Annotated in this window: 28 protein-coding genes; 20 read left to right on the forward strand and 8 right to left on the reverse strand. The window is 52.7% G+C overall.

Annotation, left to right across the window (positions count from 1 at the left end):
- Window positions 1–77 precede the first annotated feature (77 nt).
- From ACWJ62_RS15810 to ACWJ62_RS15825, 4 genes are all read left to right on the forward strand, one after another.
- Window positions 78–1007, forward strand: a complete 930-nt coding sequence (locus ACWJ62_RS15810) for an alpha/beta fold hydrolase (RefSeq protein WP_449287045.1) — start codon at window positions 78–80, stop codon at window positions 1005–1007.
- Between the two features lie 36 nt (window positions 1008–1043).
- The gene (locus ACWJ62_RS15815; RefSeq protein WP_449287046.1) at window positions 1044–1619 is read left to right on the forward strand and encodes a YdeI/OmpD-associated family protein; all 576 of its coding nucleotides are present in this window, start codon (window positions 1044–1046) and stop codon (window positions 1617–1619) included.
- Between the two features lie 323 nt (window positions 1620–1942).
- On the forward strand, window positions 1943–2437 hold the full coding sequence (locus tag ACWJ62_RS15820) for an anthrone oxygenase family protein (RefSeq protein WP_449287047.1): 495 nt from the start codon (window positions 1943–1945) through the stop codon (window positions 2435–2437).
- Between the two features lie 59 nt (window positions 2438–2496).
- Window positions 2497–2910, forward strand: a complete 414-nt coding sequence (locus tag ACWJ62_RS15825) for an ester cyclase (protein WP_449287048.1) — start codon at window positions 2497–2499, stop codon at window positions 2908–2910.
- Window positions 2911–3142: 232 nt separating this feature from the next.
- Here ACWJ62_RS15825 and ACWJ62_RS15830 read toward each other — a convergent pair whose 3' ends face one another.
- Window positions 3143–4033 carry a LysR family transcriptional regulator gene (locus ACWJ62_RS15830; protein WP_449287049.1) on the reverse strand — a complete coding sequence of 297 codons (891 nt, stop codon included), beginning with the start codon at window positions 4031–4033 and terminating at the stop codon, window positions 3143–3145.
- A gap of 146 nt (window positions 4034–4179) precedes the next feature.
- Here ACWJ62_RS15830 and ACWJ62_RS15835 point away from each other — a divergent pair, with 146 nt between their 5' ends.
- The 3 genes from ACWJ62_RS15835 to ACWJ62_RS15845 all read left to right on the forward strand — a co-directional run bounded on the left by ACWJ62_RS15835 (window position 4180) and on the right by ACWJ62_RS15845 (window position 5575).
- Window positions 4180–4488 (forward strand): Bor family protein, encoded by a 309-nt coding sequence (locus ACWJ62_RS15835; RefSeq protein ID WP_449287102.1) that lies wholly within the window; start codon window positions 4180–4182, stop codon window positions 4486–4488.
- Entirely contained in the window at window positions 4485–4820 is a 336-nt protein-coding gene (locus ACWJ62_RS15840) for a hypothetical protein (protein ID WP_449287050.1), read from the forward strand. The genes ACWJ62_RS15835 and ACWJ62_RS15840 overlap by 4 nt, the downstream gene beginning before the upstream one ends.
- A gap of 101 nt (window positions 4821–4921) precedes the next feature.
- A complete protein-coding gene (locus ACWJ62_RS15845) occupies window positions 4922–5575 on the forward strand; it encodes a DUF2306 domain-containing protein (RefSeq protein WP_449287051.1) in 654 nt (217 codons plus the stop codon).
- A 149-nt stretch (window positions 5576–5724) separates the two neighbouring features.
- Here the strand turns inward: ACWJ62_RS15845 and ACWJ62_RS15850 are convergent, their stop codons facing one another.
- The 3 genes from ACWJ62_RS15850 to ACWJ62_RS15860 all read right to left on the reverse strand — a co-directional run bounded on the left by ACWJ62_RS15850 (window position 5725) and on the right by ACWJ62_RS15860 (window position 7489).
- The gene (locus ACWJ62_RS15850) at window positions 5725–5961 is read right to left on the reverse strand and encodes a DUF2798 domain-containing protein (protein WP_449287052.1); all 237 of its coding nucleotides are present in this window, start codon (window positions 5959–5961) and stop codon (window positions 5725–5727) included.
- A gap of 45 nt (window positions 5962–6006) precedes the next feature.
- Window positions 6007–6549: an NADPH-dependent FMN reductase gene (locus tag ACWJ62_RS15855; RefSeq protein ID WP_449287053.1), complete on the reverse strand. Its 543-nt coding sequence runs from the start codon at window positions 6547–6549 to the stop codon at window positions 6007–6009.
- A gap of 67 nt (window positions 6550–6616) precedes the next feature.
- Entirely contained in the window at window positions 6617–7489 is an 873-nt protein-coding gene (locus ACWJ62_RS15860; protein ID WP_449287054.1) for a pirin family protein, read from the reverse strand.
- A 105-nt stretch (window positions 7490–7594) separates the two neighbouring features.
- On the opposite strand from ACWJ62_RS15860, the gene ACWJ62_RS15865 reads away from it, so the two are divergent.
- Window positions 7595–8515, forward strand: a complete 921-nt coding sequence (locus tag ACWJ62_RS15865) for a LysR substrate-binding domain-containing protein (protein WP_449287055.1) — start codon at window positions 7595–7597, stop codon at window positions 8513–8515.
- Window positions 8516–8611: 96 nt separating this feature from the next.
- Here ACWJ62_RS15865 and ACWJ62_RS15870 read toward each other — a convergent pair whose 3' ends face one another.
- From ACWJ62_RS15870 to ACWJ62_RS15885, 4 genes are all read right to left on the reverse strand, one after another.
- On the reverse strand, window positions 8612–9541 hold the full coding sequence (locus tag ACWJ62_RS15870; RefSeq protein ID WP_449287056.1) for an META domain-containing protein: 930 nt from the start codon (window positions 9539–9541) through the stop codon (window positions 8612–8614).
- Window positions 9542–9657: 116 nt separating this feature from the next.
- Window positions 9658–11172 carry a DUF1254 domain-containing protein gene (locus tag ACWJ62_RS15875; RefSeq protein WP_449287057.1) on the reverse strand — a complete coding sequence of 505 codons (1515 nt, stop codon included), beginning with the start codon at window positions 11170–11172 and terminating at the stop codon, window positions 9658–9660.
- Window positions 11173–11234: 62 nt separating this feature from the next.
- Complete coding sequence (locus tag ACWJ62_RS15880) at window positions 11235–12734, reverse strand: DUF1254 domain-containing protein (protein WP_449287058.1); 1500 nt, start codon at window positions 12732–12734, stop codon at window positions 11235–11237.
- A gap of 91 nt (window positions 12735–12825) precedes the next feature.
- Window positions 12826–14379: a DUF1254 domain-containing protein gene (locus ACWJ62_RS15885; RefSeq protein WP_449287059.1), complete on the reverse strand. Its 1554-nt coding sequence runs from the start codon at window positions 14377–14379 to the stop codon at window positions 12826–12828.
- A gap of 269 nt (window positions 14380–14648) precedes the next feature.
- Here ACWJ62_RS15885 and ACWJ62_RS15890 point away from each other — a divergent pair, with 269 nt between their 5' ends.
- The 12 genes from ACWJ62_RS15890 to ACWJ62_RS15945 all read left to right on the forward strand — a co-directional run bounded on the left by ACWJ62_RS15890 (window position 14649) and on the right by ACWJ62_RS15945 (window position 25902).
- On the forward strand, window positions 14649–15611 hold the full coding sequence (locus ACWJ62_RS15890; protein ID WP_449287060.1) for a helix-turn-helix domain-containing protein: 963 nt from the start codon (window positions 14649–14651) through the stop codon (window positions 15609–15611).
- Window positions 15612–15753: 142 nt separating this feature from the next.
- Window positions 15754–16131, forward strand: coding sequence for a helix-turn-helix domain-containing protein (locus ACWJ62_RS15895; RefSeq protein ID WP_449287061.1), 378 nt, complete (start codon window positions 15754–15756; stop codon window positions 16129–16131).
- A 103-nt stretch (window positions 16132–16234) separates the two neighbouring features.
- Window positions 16235–17011 (forward strand): hypothetical protein, encoded by a 777-nt coding sequence (locus ACWJ62_RS15900; RefSeq protein WP_449287062.1) that lies wholly within the window; start codon window positions 16235–16237, stop codon window positions 17009–17011.
- A 147-nt stretch (window positions 17012–17158) separates the two neighbouring features.
- On the forward strand, window positions 17159–17701 hold the full coding sequence (locus ACWJ62_RS15905; protein ID WP_449287063.1) for a hypothetical protein: 543 nt from the start codon (window positions 17159–17161) through the stop codon (window positions 17699–17701).
- A gap of 65 nt (window positions 17702–17766) precedes the next feature.
- Window positions 17767–18576: a transporter gene (locus ACWJ62_RS15910; RefSeq protein WP_449287064.1), complete on the forward strand. Its 810-nt coding sequence runs from the start codon at window positions 17767–17769 to the stop codon at window positions 18574–18576.
- A 144-nt stretch (window positions 18577–18720) separates the two neighbouring features.
- Window positions 18721–20958, forward strand: coding sequence for a patatin-like phospholipase family protein (locus ACWJ62_RS15915; RefSeq protein WP_449287065.1), 2238 nt, complete (start codon window positions 18721–18723; stop codon window positions 20956–20958).
- 100 nt (window positions 20959–21058) lie between these two features.
- Window positions 21059–21532, forward strand: coding sequence for a hypothetical protein (locus tag ACWJ62_RS15920; RefSeq protein WP_449287066.1), 474 nt, complete (start codon window positions 21059–21061; stop codon window positions 21530–21532).
- Window positions 21533–21633: 101 nt separating this feature from the next.
- The gene (locus tag ACWJ62_RS15925; protein WP_449287067.1) at window positions 21634–22110 is read left to right on the forward strand and encodes a hypothetical protein; all 477 of its coding nucleotides are present in this window, start codon (window positions 21634–21636) and stop codon (window positions 22108–22110) included.
- A 1-nt stretch (window position 22111) separates the two neighbouring features.
- Window positions 22112–22498 (forward strand): hypothetical protein, encoded by a 387-nt coding sequence (locus ACWJ62_RS15930; protein ID WP_449287068.1) that lies wholly within the window; start codon window positions 22112–22114, stop codon window positions 22496–22498.
- An 88-nt stretch (window positions 22499–22586) separates the two neighbouring features.
- Complete coding sequence (locus ACWJ62_RS15935) at window positions 22587–23189, forward strand: hypothetical protein (protein ID WP_449287069.1); 603 nt, start codon at window positions 22587–22589, stop codon at window positions 23187–23189.
- 40 nt (window positions 23190–23229) lie between these two features.
- Complete coding sequence (locus ACWJ62_RS15940; protein WP_449287070.1) at window positions 23230–23862, forward strand: hypothetical protein; 633 nt, start codon at window positions 23230–23232, stop codon at window positions 23860–23862.
- A 336-nt stretch (window positions 23863–24198) separates the two neighbouring features.
- Window positions 24199–25902 (forward strand): diguanylate cyclase, encoded by a 1704-nt coding sequence (locus ACWJ62_RS15945; protein ID WP_449287071.1) that lies wholly within the window; start codon window positions 24199–24201, stop codon window positions 25900–25902.
- Window positions 25903–25969 lie beyond the last annotated feature (67 nt).

The following is a 25969-nucleotide window of genomic DNA, read 5'->3' on the forward strand; positions in this document are numbered from 1 at the left end:
GAATGATACCAACGGACCTAGGTCCGAATGAGGGCGCTGCATAACATTACCACTTTATGGCTGCGGCAAGGATTGAAATGGGGATGATGAAAGGGGTTTGGGTATCTGCATTGGCTCTAGTAACAAGCCTGTTTTTAACAGCGTGTGCTGAACCGATGGAACAATCCTGGCTAGAGCAAAAATACAGTAGTCCGACGTCACGTTTCATGCCCATCGATGGCAACCGGGTGCATTACCGGGATGAAGGAGTAGGGGAGCCATTGGTGCTAATCCACGGCACAGCCTCTTCGCTGCATACATGGGACAAGTGGGTTCAAGGGCTAGAACCCAACTATCGCGTTATCCGAATGGATCTGCCCGGGTTCGGTTTGACCGGACCAGACCGGGCTGATCGATACGAAATCGAGGATGATGTCAGGTTGCTTACGGCCTTTTTGGCCCGGCTCGGGGTTGAGAAAGTACATCTGGCTGGCAGTTCGCTGGGTGGTCGTATCGCGTGGCAGTTAGCACTGGAATATCCAGAAAACGTTGAATCTCTGACTTTGCTGAATGCGCTGGGCTATCCCCAGGAACGTTGGCCATTGCCCATCGAAATGGCGCAATGGCCCATCATGGATGAAGTCATGGCAAGCTTTTCACCACGCTTCATGTATGCGTCAGGCTTAAAGGATGTTTACTTCGATGAGTCGCTGGTAAACGATAGATTGGTAGACCGGTACTTCGAGCTGTCCCGCTATCCCGGTAATCTTGCTGCGTTTCCAAAACGCGTTCAGGCGCGGCTCGATACGAATGCCTTGCTGATACCTGGAATTCGCGTACCTACACTGATTCTGTGGGGGGAAGAAGACAAGTATTTTCCAGTCGGAAACGCCCATCGGTTTGGGGCCGACATTGCCAACTCAAGGGTGCATGTTTACCAAGATGTCGGTCATTTGCCGATGGAAGAGGTGCCGGAGCTTTCCCTGGCACACTTTATCGCGTTTATTCGCGAAAACGGTGCTAGATAGGTTGGCACTATTTCTGACCCAGATGAGTGACACATCATGCCAGGGCCCGACCCGGAAAAAATTAGAGCTTTCGAAACGCCGGAATCTCTTGGTTTTTGGCTCAGGGAAAATCACGCCACTGAACGGGAGCTATGGGTAAAAATATACAAGAAACAGGCGGGTATTTTATCTGTTACATGGGATGAGGTAGTTGTTGAGTCGCTTTGCTGGGGGTGGATTGATGGAGTGAAGCAGTCAATTGACAACCGGGCCTACCTTCAGCGGATTACACCAAGAACAGCCCGAAGCATTTGGTCGAAAAGAAATACAGAGCATGTCGAACGTCTGATCACCGAAGGCCGAATGCGAGAACCAGGGCTTTCGCAGGTTCGTGCGGCCAAATTCGATGGTAGGTGGAACGCGGCATACAAGGTCAGTGAAATGAAGGTGCCCTCGGACTTTGTCAAAGCCCTGGACGCAAGAGCGGATGCAAAGACCTTCTTCGATTCGCTCCCAAAATCTGGTCGCTCCGTGATTGCAGTCGGTTTAGCGAATGCGAAGAGGGCTGAGACCAGAGAAAGGCGATTTGATCAGTTCATTGACATGCTTGTACACCAGCAAAGACCAAAATGAGAATAAGAATCCCAATACGCACCCATTACCTTTGAGGATCGGCGCTGCCATGCGGAGCGACGAGTACGGCACTTTCGGCCTGGCCTGAAAATCCGCGCCGACCTTGCGCGGGACAGACTCCCGATCCTATCGACTTTCGACCCGCTGACGCTGAGTGTGAAAATGTCGCCCTCTGCACAATCTCTGGCATGCTGAGGCAATAACAAACGAAACAGTTCAACGAAACTTGGCTTGCACTTACAGCAAAGGGAGCAAGTCAATGAAACCATTCAATCAGGCACATCTTCATAAATTTCATAGCGCGCATAGCAGGAGAAAATATCATGACTTTGCTTGAGCTCGCACTGATCGTGGCTACATTGCTATCTGCCTTGACGGCCGGGTTTGTCTTTTCCTTTGCATCGGTCGTCATGCCGGGAATTGGGAACTTAACGGATAAGGAATTCATCCGCGCATTTCAAGCTATCGATGGCGTGATCCAAGCCGGTCAACCTTTTTTTGGTCTTGTATGGATAGGATCCGTCATAGCTTTAGTGGCGGCGGCGATTCTGGCAGTTCTGCAACTCGAGGGCATAGTGCCAACCTTGGTTGTGGCCAGTACGATCGCCTATGCCCTGGGGGTACAACTAACAACGTTTCGAATAAATGTTCCGCTGAACAACGCCCTGCAAATGTTGAATGTGGACGACATGGGTGAACTTGCGCTTGATTCAGCAAGGCGATCTTTCGAACATCGCTGGGTCAGATGGAACCTGATAAGGACTGTAGTCGCTTCCGTGGTTAGCGTCTCATTGATGCTAGTTCTGCTGTGGCTTTGACAAAACCCGCCGGCAAGGAACAGACAACCCTGAAATTTCAAAACATGAGAAAGTGACCCATGCCCGAAGCCAACGAAATAGTGATGCGCCGATTCGTCGAAGAGGTAATAAACGAGGGGCACTATTCCGCGTTGCCCGATTTGGTGCACCCGAACTATGTATACCGCAGTCCCGAGCAGGAATTGCGTGGTGCTGATGCTCTCAAAGACCTCTTCACCGCATACCGCACCGGCCTCCCGGATCTAAACACCTCCATCGACGATCTTGTTGTTTCCGATGACAAAGTCGTCATCTCCGTTACCTTAACTGGCACACACGAAGGCGAATTGATGGGGATTCCGTCAACGGGAAAACAACTGAAGATTCACGGAATGGTGCTCAGCCGCTTTGAGGATGGGAAGATCATTGAGGAATGGGAAATCCTCGACATGCTGAGCATGCTCCAACAGCTTGGGGTCATAGAAACATGGTGAGAAATTCTTGGTGCAAATGAAGCTCTCAGCGGAGCAAAGAAACGCGTGCTTGGCCGGTTTTGCTCATCGGAGAAACTTTTGGTAGACGACCAACCTAACCACTTAATTCCTGAAATCCAAAATCAATGAGTTAAGAACCTCCTTCAGCAGAAATGTGTTTTCTGCGAAAATCTTTCTATTAATCCATTGAGTAGCGGGTAATCTCCATGGCGAGGTTTCAAAATGTACGGGCCTATCTTCGATAGTGTTCTGATAAGGCCGCAGCCAGATAATCGTAAACCAAGCGAACACGTCTACTGGTTCTGAGCTCACGGTGGGCAACAAGCCAAACTTCGGTTCTTGGTAGCTTAACGTCCGGAAGCACGGGTTGGACGAGGGGGTCCAGGTCGCCAACATCCTCGGTAACAACGCCGATTCCAGCTCCCTGCCTTACCAATTGCCAATGCGCCAGATGCTGGTTGGCGGATATCTTGAAGTTGTCCAGGGAAATTTTTATTCCCTGTTCTTTCAGAATACGCACCAGCTTGAACGCGCCATCTGCCCCGACAAAGCGTAGGCTGGAATAATCCTCCCAGTTGTCGACATTCTCTGCATAGCTCTTTGCCGCGTAGAGTTTGTAATGGTCCTCTCCGACCTTTCTTGCGATCAATCCCTGTTGGGTCGGCCTAAACGATCTGACTGCAATATCCGCCTCTCGTCTGAGGATGTCGCTTGTCTCATTGGATGCGACGAGTTCGATATTCAGAGCAGGTTGCTCGAAGCTCAGCTTCGTCAGGATTGGCGAGAGAGTGAAGTTGGCCATTAACTCGTTGGCCGATATGCATACTCTTCCCTCAAGAGAGTCAGATTGAAGTGTTGCCGCCAGAGAAAACTCCCCGGCGCCTTCGCCCATTAACCTCACATACTCAAGTAGTCTTGCGCCATTAGGCGTCAGCACGAGCCCGGTGGATCCGCGCTCAAACAGTGCAACACCCAACTCCTCTTCCAACGCTGATATTTGGCGACTGATCGTAGACTGAGTGCAGCCAATCGCTTTTGCTGCTGCCGACAAAGAGCGTTCCTCAGCCGATATCAAAAAGGCGCGCGCTCGGTTCCAGTCGAAAGCGATTCTAGACCAATCCATTCAAACAGTACCCCATCAAAATTTGCATAACCCTTATGTAGCTTTTGCCGAATGCAAGGGCAGATTTCCTAGGCACTATAGCCCTCGTTATGGTCGAAGCCCTAATCCCGGGGCGATAGCTATGGAGTTAGTCTATGCGTGTTTCGATGCTCATATTTGCAGTTGTTGGGTTAGTAGGCGGGTGCGGTCATGTAACCATCCAGCCTGAGTCACAGCGTCCCGACGGAACTGCAAAGGCGTTTGCCAAAGTTGATGCCAACCCCAGCTATACCGGTAGAAGGAATTACTACGGGCTTGGTTTGATAGGGGAACACCGCGTGAACGTGAAAGAAATATGTGCTTCGCAAAAGGTACTTCAAATGCAATCCTTGCGGTCGTTTACGGACGCATCGTATGCACTTCTTACCCTTGGAATTTATACCCCGGTCACGGTCAAGGTTTGGTGCAAATCATGATTAGAGTAGCCAAAAGGTTGTTAACGATCTCTGTCATCACATTGCTAGTGGGTGGGTGTACCGTTATCCATTTTGACAATGGCGAGCGCCCGGCGGAAAACGCTAAAAAATTTACGCAATGGCACCACAGCTTTGTTTTCGAAACCATTGAAGGCAGCAACTTCATTGACCCGGCGGAGAGTTGCAAAAGTAGCGAATGGCGCAGTGTTAAGATCGAGCATGCATACTCAAGTGTTATTGCCACATCGTTGTTGTGGGAGTCGGCGGGAGCATCGGCACTGGTTTCAGGACTATGGATGCCGCGAGCCATAAACATCTACTGCATTGATTAATCGCAATAAATCGCTGCCATTCCAGCCTAATGAATCCCTTATTGGCCTGCCTCACACAGTTGTGCGGATATCTGTCACCGCTGCATGGAGAAAAACCACTAATGCTTATTGCAAAACCAGGGTTATTGAAAAGAGGGGAGTGGTCACTCTTGGGTTTTCTTTTCATTTTCAACTTTATCCCGGTATTTGGAGGCCTGCTCCGCATTATCGAAATAACCAGGGGACTTCAAATCATGCCATCCAATCCCCGGGTTATAGAGGCTCCAATGCCTGCGGCAATGCATGTGATCAGCTCTTTCGTTTTCTGTATGCTTGGCGCACTCCAGTTCCTGCCTTCGCTTCGCAATAGCTTCTCGAACTTCCACAAAGCAAATGGTTTATTAGTTGCCGCCTTTGGAATGCTTGTGGCAGCAACCGGACTTTGGATGACTGAGTTCTATAGTTTCCCGAATGAATTGCAAGGGAATCTTCTATACTGGGTGCGCGTGCTCGTAAGTCTTACGATGGCCGGGTTTATAGTGTTAGGCATCATCAGCATCAAAAGAGGCCATCTCAAAAGCCACTACTCTTGCATGATCAGCGCTTACGCCATTGGGTTGGGAGCCTCAACCCAGACGGTCCTGGGGCTGGCCTGGATGGTGATACTCGGCCATGAAGCTTTGGGCTTGGAGCGAGACCTCTTGATGGCAAGTGCATGGGTAATCAATTTGACTGTTGCCCGATGGATTATAGCCAACCTGGAATTCAGCGAATGAAAAATATTGAGTAGCGCCCAGATTATTCAGGATCCAATCTGGTTGAAACATCATCTCCACCAGCTAACGGACCAACATGAGTCGCAAATGAAAAGTCACCCAACATCTTGAGGCGATTGTCGGGTGTGATCTCGTCACACTCCAAAAAGTCAGTGACTCCTGACCAAGCGTTGCACAATGAAATTAACCCCACGCTTTGTCACTGGCACAACCACCAGGCTAAATGGCAGGGCCACCAGAAATGAGGTGACCCATGCCATCGGCCAGGTCTCTACCGCTTCTGTTAGCCCAACCGTCATCAGGGCCATTGCCAGCGACATGCCGCCGGACATAATCAACGACATGATGGTGGAGAAAAGGAGAAACGTTCCGGTCTCTTTACTCATGGTGCACTCACTCCTCTGCATTCACTTCTCTGAAAGTGCGGCGCGCTAGGCTGCTTGAGTTTCAGCTGCGAGGCCACTCAGGACGTGGTCAAGCTCTTTATCCAGGTCTCTATTCGTCAGCTCACCTCGCTCAGTATCAAAGTGATCAAAGAAGCTAGGGATGCTCAGGCTGCCAGCCACTCTGCCATCAAAAAAAGGCGCGGCACTTTCTGCCAACTTCAATACCGTTGCCGCACCGCCTGGCCCCGGAGAAGTCGCGAGCATCACAACCGGTTTGCCGCGATAGACGCTTCGGTCGATCCGGCTCATCCAATCGAAGAGGTTTTTAAACGCTACGGTGAAATTGCCATTGTGCTCGGCAAAGGAAACAAGAATCGCGTCAGCTTGTTCAATCCTGGTCTGGAAGGCGTGGGCGTACTTTGGAATGCCGTACTGCTCTTCCAGATCGATACTGTAGATCGGCAAGTCAAAATCATTAATCTCAACATAATCGATCTCCGCATTCGCCAGTTTGCTCGCGGCATATTTCACGAGCTGTCTGTTGATGGATTTGCGACTGTTGGTTGCTGCAAACGTTAAAACTTTCATGTTCAGTCCCTCGACAGGGTTAATGATTGATGGAATAGCTGTGCCGCTGGGGAAGGGGATTTCTCCCTCACTCAAGGTGCCCCAACTCACCCGCGTTATAGCGAGCAACCACTTCATCGATTTCTTGTTGGGTGCTCATTGCAAACGGCCCGTGTTGAACGAAATGTTCATTGATGGTCTCACCGGAAAGCACCGCGAAATGGCTTCTTGCAGGAGACTTTCCTCGCACTGTGACTGCCTCGCCCTCAGCATCATTAATCGCGCTGGACTCTCCCTGGTGGAGAGTGAACCATTCGCCGCGCACCTGATATTCGATGTCGCCTTCAACGGAATAGATCCAGGCGTTAAAGCCCGTTTGAATGCGGTGTTCGAATACAGAGGTTTTGAGTACAAAACCATCAAGAATGGTGACGGGCCATACCGACGCTGCGTCCGTCTCGACCCCATTGCTTTGGCCAAGAACCAGCCGCACACGGTAGCCTTGTCCCTTCAAGGTCGGCATGTCTTCTCGCTTCACATGCAGGGAGCTCGGCGCATGGTGCTTCATGCGTGCGGGCAAATTAACGAAAATCTGCAATCCATGAATCGTGGCGCCTTTTCGCGGTGCTTCGTCGTGAATGGCACCGCTGCCCGCATTCAGCCAGTAGAGGTCGCCAGGGTTAATGTCGAAGTCATTACCCAGCGAATCGCGGTTGTTGAATTTGCCTTCCGTATCTTCAAACAAAACGGTGACCGCCGAGAGGCCAGCGTGAGGGTGGGCACCAAAGGTTGGAACCGTCATGGTGTAGTGATCCACCATGATGAAGGGATCCATCGCCCCATAGAACTGCCCGTGACGAAACCCCACACCCGTGAACCCTGAGCCCACACTCAGTGGGCTTCCCTTTACCGGGGCGAAAGCTGTCATCGAGTCATGTTGTTGAGCAACTTGATAGGTCATTGTCTTTCTCCGTTCCATATCTGGTCTGAATAAAAGTTATCAGCTTGGTATTTGAATAAAAATGGCTAAAATCTGAACTATTCGTTCCATATTTAGGACGCAAAAATGAACATTGACCTGAACGACTACTTCTATTTCGTGCATGTCGTTGAAAAGAAGGGATACACCGCCGCGGCAAAGGTATTGGACATGCCCAAGTCGCGATTGAGCCGTCATGTTGCTCAGTTGGAAGAACGCCTTGGTGTGAGACTGCTTCAGAGAAGTTCCCGCAATGTCGCAGTTACCGAAGAAGGGAAGAGCTTCTACCTGCACGCTCGAAAGCTCGTTGACCACTTCGAAATGGCTGAAGCAGCAATGGACAATAGGGGTGGAAATCTTTCAGGAAAGGTTGTGATCAGCTGCTCGCTGGGTGTGGCGCAATTTGTTCTGTTCGATATCGTGACTGATTTCGCCAGGCAGCACCCGAAAGTGCTTATCGAACAACGCGTCACCAACTCCATGGTCGACTTGATTACTGAAGGAATAGACATCGCTATTCGCGGGCACAGTGGCGAACTGCCTGATTCGAGCTTGATACAGCGGTTTATCGCAACTGTGGAATGGCAGTTTTATTGCTCGCCGGGCTATCTGGAGCAACTAGAACAACTCGAAACACCCTATGATCTAGCCAGTTGTCGTTTTTTAAAGGTGGGCAGAGCCGGCGCGAAAGAGGCGATTCCCTTGCAGCACAAAGACGGTCTTCGAACCCACCAGACTACCCATATTGCGCTTTGCTCAGAGGATATGTCGACAATCAGGCAAGCCGCAATCGATGGCCTGGGCGTTACTGCATTGCCTGATTATGTCTGCAGAGCACCCGTTGAAGCCGGCCAGCTCGTCCGGGTATTGCCAGGGTGGGTATCCCAATCCGCGAGCCTCAGCCTTTTGATGCCTTCTCGAGTGGGGGTACCACCGCATACAAAAGCCGTTGCGGAGTTCATTCGTGAGAGACTGCCAGTAGCTTTAGCGCCAGCAATCCAAGAATAACCCGAGCAACATTGTTGGCGGATGGATGAACACGCATAGTACTTAATTAAGCGTCCGGATTGCGGGAATCGAAGCCGTCGCTATCTGTACAACGCGTTATCGGAATACGGCAATTCCGCCATCGAGCTTGAGATCAAAGATTAATTCGCCACGCGAGGTGAAATGATAGCGCTGAATATTATTAAGAAGCGCGAGAAATTCGGTCTCCTGTGACCCTTCACAAAACATCCTTGTCGCGGCAATTTTCCCGAACGAAATGGATTTGCCAACAGCGACATAACCACCACTGATTTGATTACAGTCGGTCGTCGCCGAAAAGCGGCCGTCTTCAGTAAAAGAGAGGGTGAATAGGTCAGGTTGGCTGGGTTCGATCTGACGCCCGTCGCTGTATAGCGCAGAAATCCAGGTCCAATCCTTCATAGTGAGGGACATGCGAGCCGGATCGGCCTCGCCCTCAAAGTCTTGCTCCACCACTCCAAAGCTTAAAGAGTCGGGATCAAGCTTAAGCAAAACATTCTTAGCTATTGACGGCTGCGCTGACATTGGCTCACCCGGAGCGCGGTCAGCATAGCTCACGACGATGACATTCTTGTGGCTTGGATCCTGACTGAGTTCTGTCGTCTGTGGCGCGATGCGATCGCCAAGCAGATAGCCCTGTGAGCCAAGGTATCCATCAGCAGTATTTAGCGCTGCCACGACGTAGAAGAACGTGCCTGAGCCGCCTGATTCCTGGGTCAGCAGAAAAACAACATCAGCACGGCCATCACCATCCAGATCAGTCGTGACTTCATTGCCGAAGTGTCGAGTAGTGGTCTTCGATGCGGATTCAGAAGCTGATGCGTTCTCAGCAAAGCCATCATGCAGCGTTACACGCCGCCCGTCGATGACATACTCGGCATCCTTGTAATGGACCGAAGGTGTGGCCTGCCTTTCGTTGTGTACGCTGGCAGCGCAACCAACGAGGCCTGTAATCATTACTGCTGGAATTCCGAGTGCAATGATAAAAAATTTCATAATGATTGGCATATATAGGTCAGTGGCGAAAGTGAGTGATTGTGCTCTCTAGCACCCTATCTGAACGACGGCGGGGTCGATCATGACCCCGCCGAGCTGCCCTTCAATAATCCTGGCAATCCTGCTATCTACATTTTTTCTACCAGCTCAATATCGCCGGGTCTCCAGGTTTGGTTGATCCATGGCTCCATGGGTCCGTACATCCGCAAAATGGCAAACCAGCTTTTTCCCGGAACCGTTTGCAGCCAATTGCCTTCATTTCCCTCAGGTGCTTGCGGCGCGAAATAGAGGTCGTAGGATCCATCTGCATTCTGCTTGATACCCTCGCTCTGACTGCCAACCGTCGGGAACAGCTGGCCTGTCTGCAGCTGGGTACGCGTCTGGGTGTCATAGAGTGTGACTGCCCAGAAGTTGTTCACCGGCACATTGGGCGGCAAATGCAGCCGGTAGGTCTTGTCTCCATAGAACGGGTTATCATCACTGTCCAGCATCGCAAGCGCGTAGTCGGAGCCCACGCCAGCCCGGGTCGCCGCCATCGCTGGCGTTACGCCGCCCGCGTTGTAGTAGAACAGGATCCGCGCATCAAGATTCATCACGCCGTCTGCCTGAAAAGACGTATTCTTGTTGGCATATGCCATGACCCAGTTACTGTCCGTTCCTGGGTAGATGTACACGCCATCAATCCGCGGATCGTAGGTAATGGATCGCCCTGCGGCGTTGCCAAGTGTGGCTGCCTCGCTCAGAAGCCCTTTCATTCGGTCGTCGGGATTGAACGGCTTGCCTTTGACGATGCCAATGGCGGCCATGTTACCGCGTATCTCGGGCCCGACTGCGTCGATCGGCTCTTCCTGGACGATGGTGTGCAATATTTCAAAGTACTCCAGGGTACTTGGATAGATGGTGCTGAACGACTTTCCGGACATGTTGATGAACTGGGTGGGCTCCGGATTGCTCTTATCCTTTAAGGGATAGATGCGTAGCCCCGCCTTGAAGTTGTCAGCGGCGACCTTGAGGCCATCCTTGATCGAACCACGAAGGAACAGGAAATTCTTGTTGGTTGACGGTTTGAGCAGGTAGTAGCCGTCCGGTATCTCGCCTTCATAGCCCGGAGGCAACACAAGGTACTTGCCACCCTTGCCTTTGTCGGGCCCGGTAGCGCCAATATCGCCGACATAGCGCTGCCAGGCATCATTGAGAAAGCCAAGCATGCCGGGTGGCACTTCAATGACGGTCGGCCCATCGTTCGCCAGGTCTGTGGGCGCATAGGCATACATGGTCGATGTATTTGACGTGATGACCGGCGTGCGCGAGTCCATCAACTGTTCCCAGAGGGCGATTTTGTTGGGAGCGTCCGCCCCTTGCTGTGCCATCCCGAGCAGAACTGCGTAGATCGAGACAGCACCGATGTTATCCAGATAGACACCAAGAGCCCGCGCGCGGTCCAGATAATCGTATACCTGGTCATTGGTGTCTCCGATCGGCACACCATCGAAAAACTCCAGTTCACCGGCAACCGTTTGCACCTTGTCCGGTATCGACGCTGCCTTGGTTTTCGCGGCCTCCCTCGCACTGTCTGCCTGTGCAGGGCCAGTGGCGAGTGCCATTGAAGTGGCTAATGCCATCGCAGTTAATTTAAATTTCATTGTTCTTCCTCATTTCCCTATAAGTATCAGCCGCCCAACGGGCGGCGGTCGAAACTGCCGGTCTAGTTCACCAACTCAATCTCGCCGGGCCTCCAGGTCTTGTTGATCCAGGGCTCGAGCGGGCCATACATGCGCAGGATTGTGAACCAGCTTTTTCCCGGCACGGTCTGAAGCCAGTTCTGTTCCTTGCCTTCCGGCGGTTTGGGTCCGAAATAAAGGTCATAGGATCCATCGGCGTTTTTCTGGAAGCCGTCGCTCTGGCTACCCACGGTCGGGAACTTCTGACCGGTCTGCAGCAACGAACGGGTCTGGGTATCGTAGAGCGTTACCGCCCAGAAGTTGTTAACCGGAACATTCGGAGGAAGGCGCAGCTTGTAGGTTTTGGAGCCATCCAGTGGCTTTTTGTCAGCATCCAGATAGGCAAGGGCATAATCCGACCCCTGGCCCACGGTGGTGGCTGCCATGGCCTGTGTCACCCCGGTCGCGTTGAAGTAGAACAGTACTCTCGCATCAAGACCCATTGCCCCGTTTTTCTCAAAGGTGGTGTTCTTCTCCGCATATGCCATCGTCCATGCACTTTCAGAATCCGGATAGATGAACACACCATCGATACGCGGCTGATAGGTAATCGCCCGTGCAGTGGCGTTGCCGAGGGTCGCAGCTTCACCTAACAGCTTCCTCATGCGCGCATCCGGCGTGAAGGGCTGACCCTTGACGATACCAATGGATGCCAGAAGACCTCTGGCCTCGGGTCCAATTGCATCGATAGGTTCTTCCTGAACCACCTGATTCAGCCCCTCGAAATAGCTGAAGTCATTTGGCGCAACCGTGTTGTAGCTCTTTGCCGAAATGTTGATGAATTCGGTGGCGGGCGGGTTGTCTGCCTGAGCCAGCGGATAGACCTTGAGGTTGGATTTGATGTTCTGTACCGCGGGCTCAAGGCCTTTCGCTATAGAGCCTCGCAGGAATAACAGGTTGTGGAAGGTGCCTGTTCTGATGATGAAATATCCCTCAGGAACTGTCCCGGTATAATCAGGAGGCAGCATCAGGTATTTGCCGCCTTTGCCCTTGTCCGGGCCAATCGCGCCAAGATTCTCGACAAATCGAAACCAGGCGTCATCGACAAAGCCGAGCATGCCTGGCGGCAGTTCAATGACCAGTGCGCCATCCTTTTTCAGATTCATGTAGCCAAGTGCGTAGAGCGTCGATGTGTTCCCGGTCAAATAGAGGGATTCCGGCTGAAGCAACTGCTCGGTTATCGTGATCTTGTTGGACGCATCGGCACCGATGCTTGCATTGCCCATCCGCATGGCGTGCAGAGAGGCTGCGCCCTGATTGTCCAGGAAGACCGCAAGCCCACGCATCCGATCGAGATTGTCATAGACCTTATCGACGGTATCGCCGACCGGCACGCCATCGAAAAACTCCAGGGTGCCAATGGGAGTCTCGACCCTGTCGGGAATAGAGATGGATTCAAGCTCGGCCTTGCTGACTTCGGCTAATGCCGGAGATCCGGCGACACACATCAGCACCGTTGTTGAAAGAAGTAGCCGTTTGATCATGTCAATGCCTCCAGGGCATAGTCGGGTGTAGTCGTGAATAGTCGGGCAGGTCGGGGGCGCCGGGCGGCAACCCCCGTGGTTTGTTCTGCGCTCATTTCACCCGAACGACCTTCGGCATGTTGTAAGTACCATTCGTCAGCGGGGCATAGGGCCCGTAGTACCGCGATGTGAACCTGAACCCTTCCTTCGGTGCCGGCAGCCAGTTCCTGGCCTGATCCGGATCCGTCGGTTTCTCGTTCTGTACGTAAATGACCAGCTTACCGTCCTTAGGCACCAGCTCACCAGATTCCAGCATGAAGCTGTTCACGGTGTAACGGTTGATCTCGTTGGCGACGAAATAACCATTGGCGTCATAGATCGGAATTGACCAGAACTGGGTCACTGGTGGCAAATCGTTCATGTCGAAGGTCATCGTATACTTGTTGGCACCAGACAGCGGCTTGCCTTCGGAGTCGGTGAACAGGAATGCGCCACCATGCGAAATGTTCTTGTCCGGGGCAGCCCAGGCTGCATCGGCGATGATCGCGCGGTCCATCCAGCGGGTTTCAAAGCCGCCGGCATTGCGCACGACGCCCCAGCCATTCATGTTGAGCATGTTGGACTTCATCGTCTTGCGCACGTTTTCAAACCCGGCCTTGAACCCTCTCTGCAGTGCCGTTTGCTGGTCGGCTGTCAGCTTGGCCCAGTCAAAGGTCAGGCCCTTGCCGATGTTGAACGCCTCAAGCTGTTTGAGCATGTCGACCTCCTTGACCGAATCCGTCAACGTGGGCATGGTCGGATCGTTCAGGATGACACTGAGCAGGGTGAAATATTGCTCGGCGGTCTGTTTGTCGACCTGACCGAACTGATATTCGGGCAAACCATCGGGGATGAGGAAATCGCCCTTCACGATTTTTCTGTCGGCTTGGGCAATGCCCTTTTTGCCATTGGCCAGCCAGTCGGCCAGCGGCGTGATGGTTACTTGGTCCTGATAGCCGTTGATGATCTTGATCTCGGCATCGGTCCCGGTTTTGTTGGCCATGCGCACAACGCCGTAAGCGGTGAGGGCCGGCCATTGCACGATTTCAGTGGTCGGGAACTCGGCGGGGACATTGCCGGTGAAACCCGGCGGCACCAGAATGTATTTGCGCGCCTTGGTTCCATTGAAGGGCGAGCCGACGATCATCCGGAAAATGCCGTACTGATCCATGATCTGAACACTGAAGTAACGGTCGGTGATCTCCGGCACTTCGATGACGACCGGACCTGCGCGCAGGTCAAGAAAGCCTGCGCCATACAGCGTGGTCGCGTTTGGCGTGACCACCGGGTAATCCGGGGTGATCTGCTTGCGCACCCAGGAAAACTGGTTCAGGCCTGCATAGACAATGTTTTCCTCGGCGTCATTCTGGGTATAAACCCAGCGCTGGCCATAAAAGATAGCCTGCTGGAGTCCGTAAAGGTATGCCCGCTCGGCGATTGCTTCGGGTTTCTGCTCGGTCTCCTGCGCGGCCTGTGCACAAACCATGAAACCGGTTAAGGCAATGAACACCAATAGCCTGGAGGCAAGTTTGCCCATCCAGTTAGCTGTCGCTCGCGAGTGATACATCAAATATTTAGTGAGTGTCGCCGGAACGGTGGCGCCAAAAAGACTCTCCCTGCGTTTCATAGCCTTCTATCCTTTTTTATGGGCAAAATGTCAGTCGTCAGATTTCTCGGGTAAGTTGCTGATTCGGCTCTTTCAAGGTTTTGAGCCTCTTCGTTAGCATCCCCCGGTGCATATCTGCAGCGCTATCAATAATGCGCAAGGCGTAAGGGCGTTAAAGCAATATCCCGTGCTGTGCAACGCACCGGGCTTCTGAGGCAGTATTTCTGGCAGAGCGGTACCGATTGGCTTATGCTTAAGATCGTCTATCAAAAAATCGCAGGGAGCGAACCATGGACGGACAGACGGCCAATGCTGGAAATGAATACCAGCCTGGAGCCCGGTTTCATGACCTGGATGAGTTGAACCATGCAGTCAGCGGCTCCAACCTCGAATTTGTCCAACTGAAATCCGGCAATATCGACATCGCGCTTGATCAGGTTTCATTGGGCGATCTCTCGATCGACCTCGGCAAGGTCAACGTGCCTCTTCGTGTGAAGGGGGATCTGGACCCCAGACGTTTTGGCATTGGCATTTTCCCAGATAGTGCTCACGCCACCTGGAACGGCAATCCAGTCGATGCGTCGGAATTGTTGGTGTTCCCTCCCGGCAATGAGCTCAACGGCTATCTATCGGCAGGCTATGGATGGACTTCTCTGGTCATCCCCCCCGAGTGGATCAATGCCACCGAAGAAACTACGTCGCGTACAAACCTGGTTCAGGCCCGCTCCTGTACAACGATAAATATCAATCCCGAAAAACTGGCGAACCTGCGACAAGCCATCGCAAGTATTGTTCAACCCGCTGACATTCCGCTGGATACTCTGGCGGCCGACTGGCTGGTGACCGATGTTCGCAATGCGCTCGGCGCCGCCCTGAGCTCGATTGACGCACCTCGAACCAAAGTGATGTCTCAGGTCAACGGGCATTTTATTGTGGCGAAGCGAGCCGAATCCTATATGCGAGAGAGGATCGTTGAACCCATCAGCGTCGACGACCTGTGCGTGGCCATGAACGTCAGCCGTCGATACCTGGAATACGCTTTCGCCACTGCCTACGGGACCAGCCCTTCCCGCTATTTACGTTTGTTGCGCCTGCACCAGGTGCGTAGGCAGCTAAAGGCGTCAGGCGGACAAACGACCGTCACCAACGAGGCGTTCAGAATGGGGTTCAACCACATGAGTCTGTTTACGACCCAGTACAAAAATGCCTTCGGCGAGTGCCCAAGCGCTACGCTTGCGCGGGCGATCACCTAGCCCCTGCCTCTTTTTCCCGCCCCAATCGCTTTGCCGCCGATCCTGATTCGTGCGGATTCACGATAGCGAACCGATTTCCTTCCGCCATAGAATCAATGCTCACGCAATCCAGCGTCGAACGGTGTCCTGAATTATCAAGACCATGCCGAATAAGCGATCGACCTATCACAACAGACTGAATGAAGCGCTTGCCTACATCGCACGCCACATGAAAGAAAGAATCCAGCTCGGTCATCTTTCTGAAGCGTCTGGTGTAAGCAAGCGAACGCTCGGTTATCTTTTTCTGCACACCTACGGCATCACACCGATGGCCTTCTTGAAACGGGAGCGACTGAGGAAAGCCAGGATGCTACTTCAGCATGCCGACCCGTCCACGGCCACTGTTGGGAGTATCGCCCGAGAGTGCGGCTTCGCACACATGGGCCAGTTTTCGGTCGACTACAAGCGGCTGTTCGGAAAATCACCTTCCGACACTTTGCACCAGAGCCGGACAGGTGAGGGGAGCCCAGAGCGTTCATAATCGACTGACGACGCGGCCACTCCGGTAACGCTATGCGTTTTCTTGATAGCGACCGGACAGCTTTAGGGGAATAGTGAGGCTATGAACGTGGAGGAGGGATCACATGCGCGTCATTTCGTTTTTTATATTTCTGATTATCACGAGCACGGCGATCGCTGAAGAAGACCCGAGATTTAGTATTAGTCTCGGTGCTTTTTTTACAGATCGCGAAAGCCAAACGAGAGTGGACGGAGAATCTGGCCGAGGAACGGACGTCGACCTGGAGGATGACCTCGGACTCAAGAAATCGGACACGGTTTTTCGCGTAGACGGCTATTGGAGATTCGCAGAGAAACATCGATTCGACTTCAGCGTATTCGATCTTTCCCGCGCATCCTCGAAACAGATTGAAAGGGAAATAGTCTGGGAGGATACAACGTATCCCATTAGCAGCACTGTAGAAACCGATCTTGACCTCGCGATCTATAAAGCTGCATACACCTGGATGTTTCTCAAACGCGATCGCAGTTTTCTCGGTGCAACTGTCGGTCTATATGTCGCCGACATGAAGGCGACTTTATCAGCATCCTCGGTCGGCAGTGTCGAATCGAATGACCTTACAGCACCCTTACCCGTTATCGGTTTGCGCGGGGAATATCGTTTCGCTGACCGATGGGCCATCCGCGGCAGTGGGGAAATTTTTGCCGTTGACTACGGAGACTATGAAGGATCTCTGTACGACGTCTTCGTCGGTCTTGATTTCAGCGTGACTAAAGTCATCGCGATTGGCGTTGGACTTAATGCTGTAGAACTCGACGTTGGTGTTTCAAAAAGAAGTTTTCAGGGAGACTTGAACTGGCAGTACGAGGGTGCATTGGCCTATCTCAAATTTGATTTTTAAGTGCTCATCAAACCAGCAACACTCTAATAGAGAAAGGACTTATACCCCCTTTAACGAGTTTCCACAGGAGTAATTGCTCATGCACGTGTGCAGACAGTACTCGATTCTCGTCATAGGCTCGATCGCCTGGTCGCTGGACTGCCTACGATGAGTTTTGGGCAAAAGCTGATGCACGAGATCCGGGAAGTGGCAGTGACAACGCTGTACTTTGCTGTCTGGATTGGCGTGCTGATGGTCCTCAAAGTTCTGATTCTGGCGGAATACCAGATCGAGTTTAAAGGCCTGTCGTTGGTGTTACTTGGCGCAATGATCCTCGCGAAGGTCGTGCTGGTGCTGGAGCATGTTCCGTTGGGCAGTTTGACGCGTAGACAACCAGCCTGGGTCGATGTCCTGCTGCGAACGGCCCTCTACAGTCTGGGTGTGTTCGTTGTGCTGGTGCTTGAGAAGGCCTATGAAGGCAGGCACGAGCATGGCGGCTTTGGTCCGTCGTTGACGTCGTTGTTCCAGCGAGCCGATGTGGCCCATGTCTGGGCAAATGCGATTGCTCTCTGTGGTGCGCTGCTGGTGTACAACTGCTTTTATGTCGTGAAAAGACGCCTTGGGGCAGGGGAGATCGCCAGGCTTTTCTTATTGCCCGTTCCGGAAGAACCCCGTGCAGCTGGGCTCAGCGCCAAACCGCGAGCGGATTAACATTAACAAAGGATAAGCGGGGGGCCAGATCCTGGTTTTTGCTAACAAACTTTTGGAAGATCTAAATGAAGAAAACAAATCTGTACGTACTTCTAGGTTTGCTTAGTGCAACAACTTTCATTTGTCGCACTGCCATGGCTCAGGACCAAAGTGACGTTGCGAAAAAACTCTCGAATCCGGTAGCAGCGCTAATTAGTGTGCCGATTCAGGCAAACTATGACGATAATATTGGCTCGGATGATGGTTCCGTATGGCGAATCAACATTCAACCCGTTATTCCCTTTTCCATCGGTCAGGACTGGAATTTAATTTCACGCACTATCCTTCCTGTTATCGATCAAACAGATATTCCACAGAATGGTTCTGGAGAATCTGGTTTTGGGGATGTCGTCCAGAGCTTCTTTTTTTCACCCAAACAACCTACTTCAAACGGACTTATCTGGGGCGTAGGGCCGGCCCTGCTGTTGGACACTGCTACAGATGAAGCGCTGGGGAGCGAGAAGTGGGGAATCGGGCCGACCGGTGTTGCTCTCAAGCAAGAAGGCCCATGGACATACGGACTACTTGCAAACCACATCGAATCGTATGCTGGTAATTCCAGTCGTACTGATGTCAGCGCGACTTTTGTTCAGCCTTTTATGAGTTATATAACTGAAACGAAAACCACCCTCGGACTGAACACGGAATCTACGTATGACTGGGAAGCTGAACAATGGTCTGTTCCTGTCAACTTTACAGTGAACCAACTGCTAAAAGTTGGCGATCAACTTTTACAGGTTGGAGGCGGTGTTCGTTATTGGGCAGATGCACCTGAAACCGGACCAGATGGCTGGGGGCTTCGTTTGCAAATAACATTTCTGTATCCAAGTCCATAGTAAGGAATCCCAGGGTTTTATGGGCTTATTCACGGCCAGCAAGCGACCCATACCTGGGATTGGGCATACGGTTCTGAACATACCCAATATCAAAAATACACAATAGTTGAGAGTCTTGTCGGTCAGCGGGGAGCGATTCGATCCATGCAAATCCTGAGTCGCGCCAGTCACGGATTAACGCTTGGCCTTTGCATAATCCTGCTAGGGGGCGGGCTTTATTCGCAATTGGTGCAAGCGGAAGCCGAGCCCGGCGAACGCGCCAAGATCGGCCTTGTGCTGAGCGGGGGCGGTGCGCGCGGCGCGGCGCACGTCGGCGTTCTCAAAGTACTCGAACAAATGCGCATTCCCATCGACTATATCGCCGGGACCAGCATGGGATCGATTATCGGCGGGCTATACGCGTCGGGCATGACGCCTGATGAGATCCAGTCTGCGCTAGAGACGATAGATTGGGAGCATATCTTTAATGACGACCCGCCACGCAAGGAGCGCTCGTTCCGCCGCAAGCGCGACGATGACCTGTATTTGGTGAAGGCCAAGCCGGGGGTCACGGATGAAGGCGAACTGAAATTCCCCACCGGAGCCATTCAGGGGCAGAAATTCGATCTGGCATTACGGGAGCTCACGTTGCCGATCTCCACCACGACCGATTTCGATAAGCTTTACATTCCCTTCCGCGCGGTCGCCTCAGACATTGGGTCTGGCACCAGAGTGGTGCTCAGCTCAGGGGATATCGCTACATCAATGCGAGCGAGCATGTCCGTGCCCGGTGCCTTCGCGGCCACCGAGATCGACGGACGGCTGCTGGTCGATGGCGGCATAACTGACAATATGCCTATCGACGTGGTGCGAGACATGGGCGCCGACATTGTCATCGCCGTCGATATCAGCACACCCTATTTGCCGGCAGACGATGTGAACAATCTGTTCCAGATCACTCTGCAGCTGACGTCGATCATGACCCGAGTCAATGCCGACCGGCAGATTGCTACGCTCTCCGATCGTGACATTCTTATTGTTCCGGATCTTGACGACATTACCAGCAGTGATTTTTTGCGTGCCAATGAGGCGATATCGAAAGGTCTGGAGGCTGCGAACACAAAGCGAGAGGAGCTGGCGGGTCTGTCTCTATCAGCGAGTGGATATCAGGACCATCTGGCAATGCGTAGCTCTCGTCCCCCCGGAGACGCGCCGATCGTGCATTTCATACGTATCGGAAATAACTCTACCGTTGCCGATAGTATGATCCGGGATCGCCTGCATCAAGGTATTGGAAAGCCGCTGGATCGGGTCCAAATGCAACAAGACATCAGCAACATCTATGGACTGGAGCTATTCCAGACCGTGCAATACGATATTGTCGAGGAGGAAGGCAAAACTGGGGTATTAGTCGATGCAAAAGCCCGCAGTTGGGGGCCGAACTATCTGCAGTTTGGTCTCAGGTTGTCCAGTGATGATGAGGACCAGAATAATTACAATCTGGGTATCGCCTATCTGCGAACCGGTATCAACGAACTGAATGGCGAGATTCGACTGGGCCTGCAATTGGGTGCTGAGCCGCTCATTGCAGGCGATTGGTATCAACCGCTCGACACACTCTCGCGCTATTTCATCAATACCGGTCTCAAATACGGGGCGCGGAATTTTGATCTTTATAGTGCCGACCAAGACCGCTTGGCCGAGTATCGGGTCTATGACGCCCAACTCGATCTGGCCGTGGGCCGCGAAATCAGTCGCTATAGTGAGGTTAGACTAGGGTATCGCTACGACAGCGGTCAGGTCAGGTTGCAGACTGGTCCACCCGAGTTGACGGAATTCAACTTTGATACTGCGAAGATCTACGGTCGGCTCTACTTCGACCGGCTCGATAACTTCAATTTTCCTAATGATGGCTGGCTAAGTGTCCTGGAGTATGCGGCTTCCCGCGAGGACCTCGGTAGTGGGTCGGATTTTGACCAGCTTATTGTCCACGCAAGCAAGTTTGCAACGTTTGGCGAAGACCATGTGTTCGGCATTGGAGGGCTTTTAAAGACGACCCTGGACGGCACTGTTGAAGTTCAGGATCGTTACCGCCTTGGGGGGTTTCTCAATCTGTCTGGTTTCGCTGACCAATCACTGAGCGGTCAGCAGGCGGCGGTTGCTTCAGCGCTCTATTATCGGCGCTTCGCACTGATGGCCATGCTGAACTGGTACATCGGGGGGTCGTTAGAGTACGGCGGAGTCTGGGAGGATAAGAATGATATCGGCAAGGACGGCATTGTTGCGGGTAGTATCTTCCTTGGAGCCGATACGCCGCTAGGGCCGATTTATATTGGTGTGGGTGGGGCCGAAGAGGGAAATAACGCAATCTTCTTTTACCTGGGGCGCCCACTGTTCTACTGAGTGATCGATACGGTCTTGCCTGGTGCGTCGTTCCACGCGGCTGGCAGAAGCATCAAGAGCATAGGCGGGTGACTTGGACCATGTACTGGCAACTAGATTCATGACAACACCAACTGATTCCAGCGACTTGACCACCGGGCCCGAGAGGAATACCGGGGGCCGCTGGCTGTACCTGCTCCTTTTGGCTTTTCAAACCAGTGGTGTAATCGTCATGTACTGGGAAAGACTGCCGGTGTTACGGCAACTCATACAAGACGGCCTTGTTTTTGCGACCCCCGAAACGCCCCTATGGTCGCTCGTGGCCGTAGCGCTGATTCAAGTGGGATATTGGATAGGCTATCGGCTACGTCCGGCGCAGCCCACTTACGTGAGTCCGCTGCTCGGGCATTTTGTGTTGTTTGTGGCGCGACTTGTGTTTTTACTCGGATCTGCGGCGTTCTCGCTCTTGTTCATCGTAAACACGCCACCGGACTCCATACCCGTGTTTCGGTACTTGCTTTTGCTCGCAATGTTGTTCTCGTTATTTTGTTACACGCTGGAACTGGAGCGATTAGGCAAGACCTTACTGGCGTGAATAAGACCTGAAAAAAACTATATGTTGCGCAGAACTGATAGCGGAACTATCACAACTGGTCAAAGATCAAGCATATAAGAGCCGAAAACCCGGATAAACAAATGAAACTCAATCCGATTTTTATTGTGTTCGTTGCCAGTATCGCAACATCAACCTTTATCGGCTGCGCCAGCAAATCGAAAGACTCGAATCCGGATGAGCTGGAAAAGCAGAGCGCGGAAACTCGTGCCGATTTCCAGAATTTGATTACGGACGAAATCGATGACCCGGCGAGGGCTAAAAAGTTTGCGGCTTTATCAGCTGAAAGGGAACAGTTAATCAGCCAACACGCAACTGCAGTGCAGCACTACTCGAAAAGACTGAAGACTTTGAGCCGGGATTATTCAACCGAACGCGAAAACCTGGAAAACCTCATTCAAGAGTACAACACGGAACGCCGCGCCGCTCAAGCCGAGTTCCTGGCTTTGATGGGCAAGATGAAGGCAACTGTTACGGCAAAAGAGTGGGAAAAGCTGGCGAAGTTTGAGTTGAAGGAACTTAACCCAAGAACCATGAGTTATCAGGCGGGAGGCCAGTAAGATGCTGGTGGCAATAATCATTGCTTTTTTTCTTGGTGGTCCCAACGCATCAGGCGCGATCCTGACCCAAAACATGCTCAAGAGCTTCGAAAGGCTCGCACAGCAGGAAATCACCGATACGGTCAGGGCCGAAGCGGTCATGCAGGAGGTGGCGGCACTCCGGGATGAGTTGAAGCAATTTGACAAAACGTTTGCTAAATCCGGCAAGGCTTTGACCGAATTATATCAAGATCACGACGCTGGTCCTGCCAGCCTGCAGGTGCAACTTGACCTGCTGAACGACGAGTGGGAAACAGCTCAATCTCTTGCACTCGACCACCGATTCGCCATCCGCGATCAAATGACAAAAGATGAGTGGGCCACTGCGGTTGCGAAAATGACCGAATAAAAGGGGAGAGGAGAATCGCCACACCCACGGGTTAAGTATATTGCGTTGAAGGGATCATTTACTGTTAACCGAAAACAAGGAAAGCACAATGCACCGTTTGTTGCTCATCAAGGTTTTGGCTTTATCTGTAGTATCGTTGCCCGTTTTGGCTCAGAACGCCCCTCAGGAGCAGTCGACCATCGAAAGTCGGGCTGGCAGCGCAACCCGAACCACCACCGTCTCGGCTTCGGCAGTCGTTAAAGGTATCGAAAAAGAAACTCGAACCCTGATGCTTGAACTTCCAGGCGGCGACGTGGTTGAAGTCGTTGCCGATCAGCGCGTTCGCAATTTCGATCAGATCGGTTTGAACGATGAGGTTGTTGTTGAGTACACGCAATCGCTGTCGTTGACCTTACAGAAAGTCCGCTCCGAGGACACTGATATCTCAATTGGTGCCGCTGCGGCGGGGGCAGAGCCCGGTATGAAGCCTGCTGGCGGGGCAGGGCAAATCATTCAAGCCTTCGCCGATGTTGTGGCTGTTTCTCCTGGCAAAAGCACGATTACTCTTAAAGGCCCGCAGGGGCGAATATTCGAGCTGCTCGTGAATAATCCTGACCACTTCAAGGTAGTCAATGCCGGAGATCAGGTGTTGGTCACTTATACCGAGGCGGTGGCAGTTTCAGTCGAGCCTGCAAACCAGCCGGGCTCATGAGACTGCCTTGGCGTTCCTGTCAAAACCAGAGACCAAACACATGGGAAAACTCATGAACCGAGGCATTTGTTTGTGGCTTGTTGCGTTGCTTGTTGGCTGCTCCTCAGCATCTACAAAAATTGATCGAATTGAAGAAACGAAAGTAGATAAAGCTTACCGAACGGTTCTGGTCTTTGCGGTCTCAAGCAAGAATCAGATTCGCAATTCAGTTGAGACTTCTCTGGTGGACCAGCTCAACAAGGATGGGTTTGACGCCGAGGCATTCGATTCATCCGCAGACAGCTTCCCCTGGAACGACCCCGACGCAATCCAGTCGCTGGTATCCAGCTCTGCAAAAGCCGGAAATTTTGACGGTGTACTGGTTACTGCGCTGGTTAAAAAAGAACGGGACGTCAATTACGTTCCGGAGCAAATCGTTTACATGCCTGTTGTTGTTCCAATGGGGCCACTTGCGTCTAGAACCTACGTGGAAACAACGAGAATGCCCAGCTACTTCCAGGATTCTGTCAAATACACCCTTAAATCCACTTTGTTTGATACCGATACCAGTCAACCCGTATGGCAGGTGTTTTCGAGCACCCTGGACCCAGAATCTCTCGATTCGGCAATACAGGACTACGGTCGTATCATTGTAAATGCGTTGCGCGACAGCCTGGAAAAGCCCGGTAGCTAAAGGTGAAACGTTATCCTGCGTGGCCGAAAAAGTCGTGTTGCCTGCACGTGAGTTCCGCAGCCGACTGTCGTTGCTTGTTGCGAGCTTGATCGGCGTCGGCTACTGCCAGGGCAACTTCAACACCGCCAACCGGAGGATTGATCTGTCTGTATAGGCGAACAGCCGCTATAATTCCCGCGTCGTGATCGCTTGATCTGGCAGTTCAATTCTAAGGGAGATGCGCGTTTGCTGCCGGGTGATCGTCGTTTGGTAAGTCGCTGTTTTGCTCTCATATGGCTTTTGTTGGCGGCGGCCTCAGGTTGGAGTTCGGAACGTCTGCTTGTTCTGGATGAGGGCATGGCGCAGCCGCTGGACAGATTTGTTTCGCTGTTACGGGACCCCGGCGGTGAGCTGACGTTCGAACAAGTGCGCAGCGGAACCGAACCCTTCAGGCCAGCACAACCAGGCGGTCTCCACCAGGGCTACACCCCCGATGTTTACTGGATGCGGATTGAAGTGGAATCCCGCTCAAGCAAGCGGTTGGACCGAATGCTTGAGTTTACCTACGCCTATCTGGATGACATTAGCCTCTATCGGTTGAATGCTAATGGCACGGTAGAGCGGATGATTTCAGGGCGCACCGTGGCACCGGCAGATCGCGTTGTGGTTCATCGCAAGCCAGTTTTTCCGCTTTCGTTTGAGCCTGGGGAGCGGGCGACGCTGTACCTGCGGGTAGCCACCCACGCCAGCATGACCCTCAACGCACGGCTGGCGCCAACCTTTGAGTTCTACGAAGACAGTGACCTGGAATATGTCTGGCTTGCCCTCTACTTCGGCATGTTGGTGGCCCTAGGTGCATATAATTTCCTGCTGTTTCTTGGTACCCGTCAACGCTCCTTCCTGCTGTATTCGTTGTTTGTGCTGAGCTTTGGTGTTGCCGCCTCCAGCATGAACGGCTTGGGCCCTTTGCTAATGTGGCCAGGACTGGTCGGGGAGTGGGGCAACCGCATTCTGCCGACCGGATATACACTGGCCGCTACCTTGGCGGTTATGTTTGCCCGCAGTTTTCTGAATATGCGAAGCATTGCCCCTCGCTGGGACCAGGCGCTCTCGGTTATAGCGATATGTTGGTGGTGCGCGACTCTGGTGACGTTACTGGTGTCAGTGCAGGATGCCCTCAAGATAATGTCGGCAATGGGTGTGTTGACGACTGCGTTTTTGATCACCAGTGGGATCGCGGGTGTACGCTATCGCATTCCTGCAGCCCGGATATACCTATCGGCCTGGTTGCTCCTGTTGGTGGGCGCCGCGTTGCTGTCGGTCCGCAACCTGGGCTGGATACCATCCAATTTTTTCACCGTTTACGGCCTGCAGGTCGGTTCCGCCATTGAGATGATTTTGCTGTCCTTCGGTCTGGCGGCCCGATTTAACGAATTCAAGCGGCAAAAGGAAGAGGCCCAGCGCCATTTGGTGCTGTCGCTGCAGCGGCAGGAACGCGAACTGGAGCGCCGGGTTGTTCAGCGTACTTCAGAGCTGGAGGTTGCCAAGGCCGAACTGGAAAGCCGCGTAGTGAAAGACCCACTCACAGGGCTCTACAACCGCTACGGCCTGATGATTCATCTCGAAAAATCCACACAACGGGCGCAGCGGCGAAATGAGCTTTTGGCCGTAATCCTGATCGATCTGGACGGCTTTAAACCGGTGAACGACCAGTACGGCCATGAAGCAGGTGATGAATTGCTTCAAACAATCGCCCGTCGCCTGCAGCAGGAGGCTAGGGACAGTGACTGCGTGGCCCGGATGGGAGGCGATGAGTTTGTGGTGGTCACCGAAAACGTCCTCTCAAAAGCCGGCGTGCTTGAAATTGGCCAGCGGCTACGCGAAGCCATCACACAGCCAGTGACTCTGCCTTCCGGAGAGTTGGTATCGATTGGTGCCAGCGTGGGGATCTGCACCGGTCGAGGTGGGGAGCAAACAGGTAGTGACCTGATCCGGGGAGCGGATGAGGCCATGTACCGGGTCAAACGAGAACGCAAGAATGATGTCTGCCTGTTGGTTTAGCGCGTCGAACACGGGTGGACGATTAGACGACCAAACAGAGTTCTAAATCTGCGCAGCTATACAGCCG

It is taken from the genome of Marinobacter sp. PE14 (assembly GCF_053566155.1).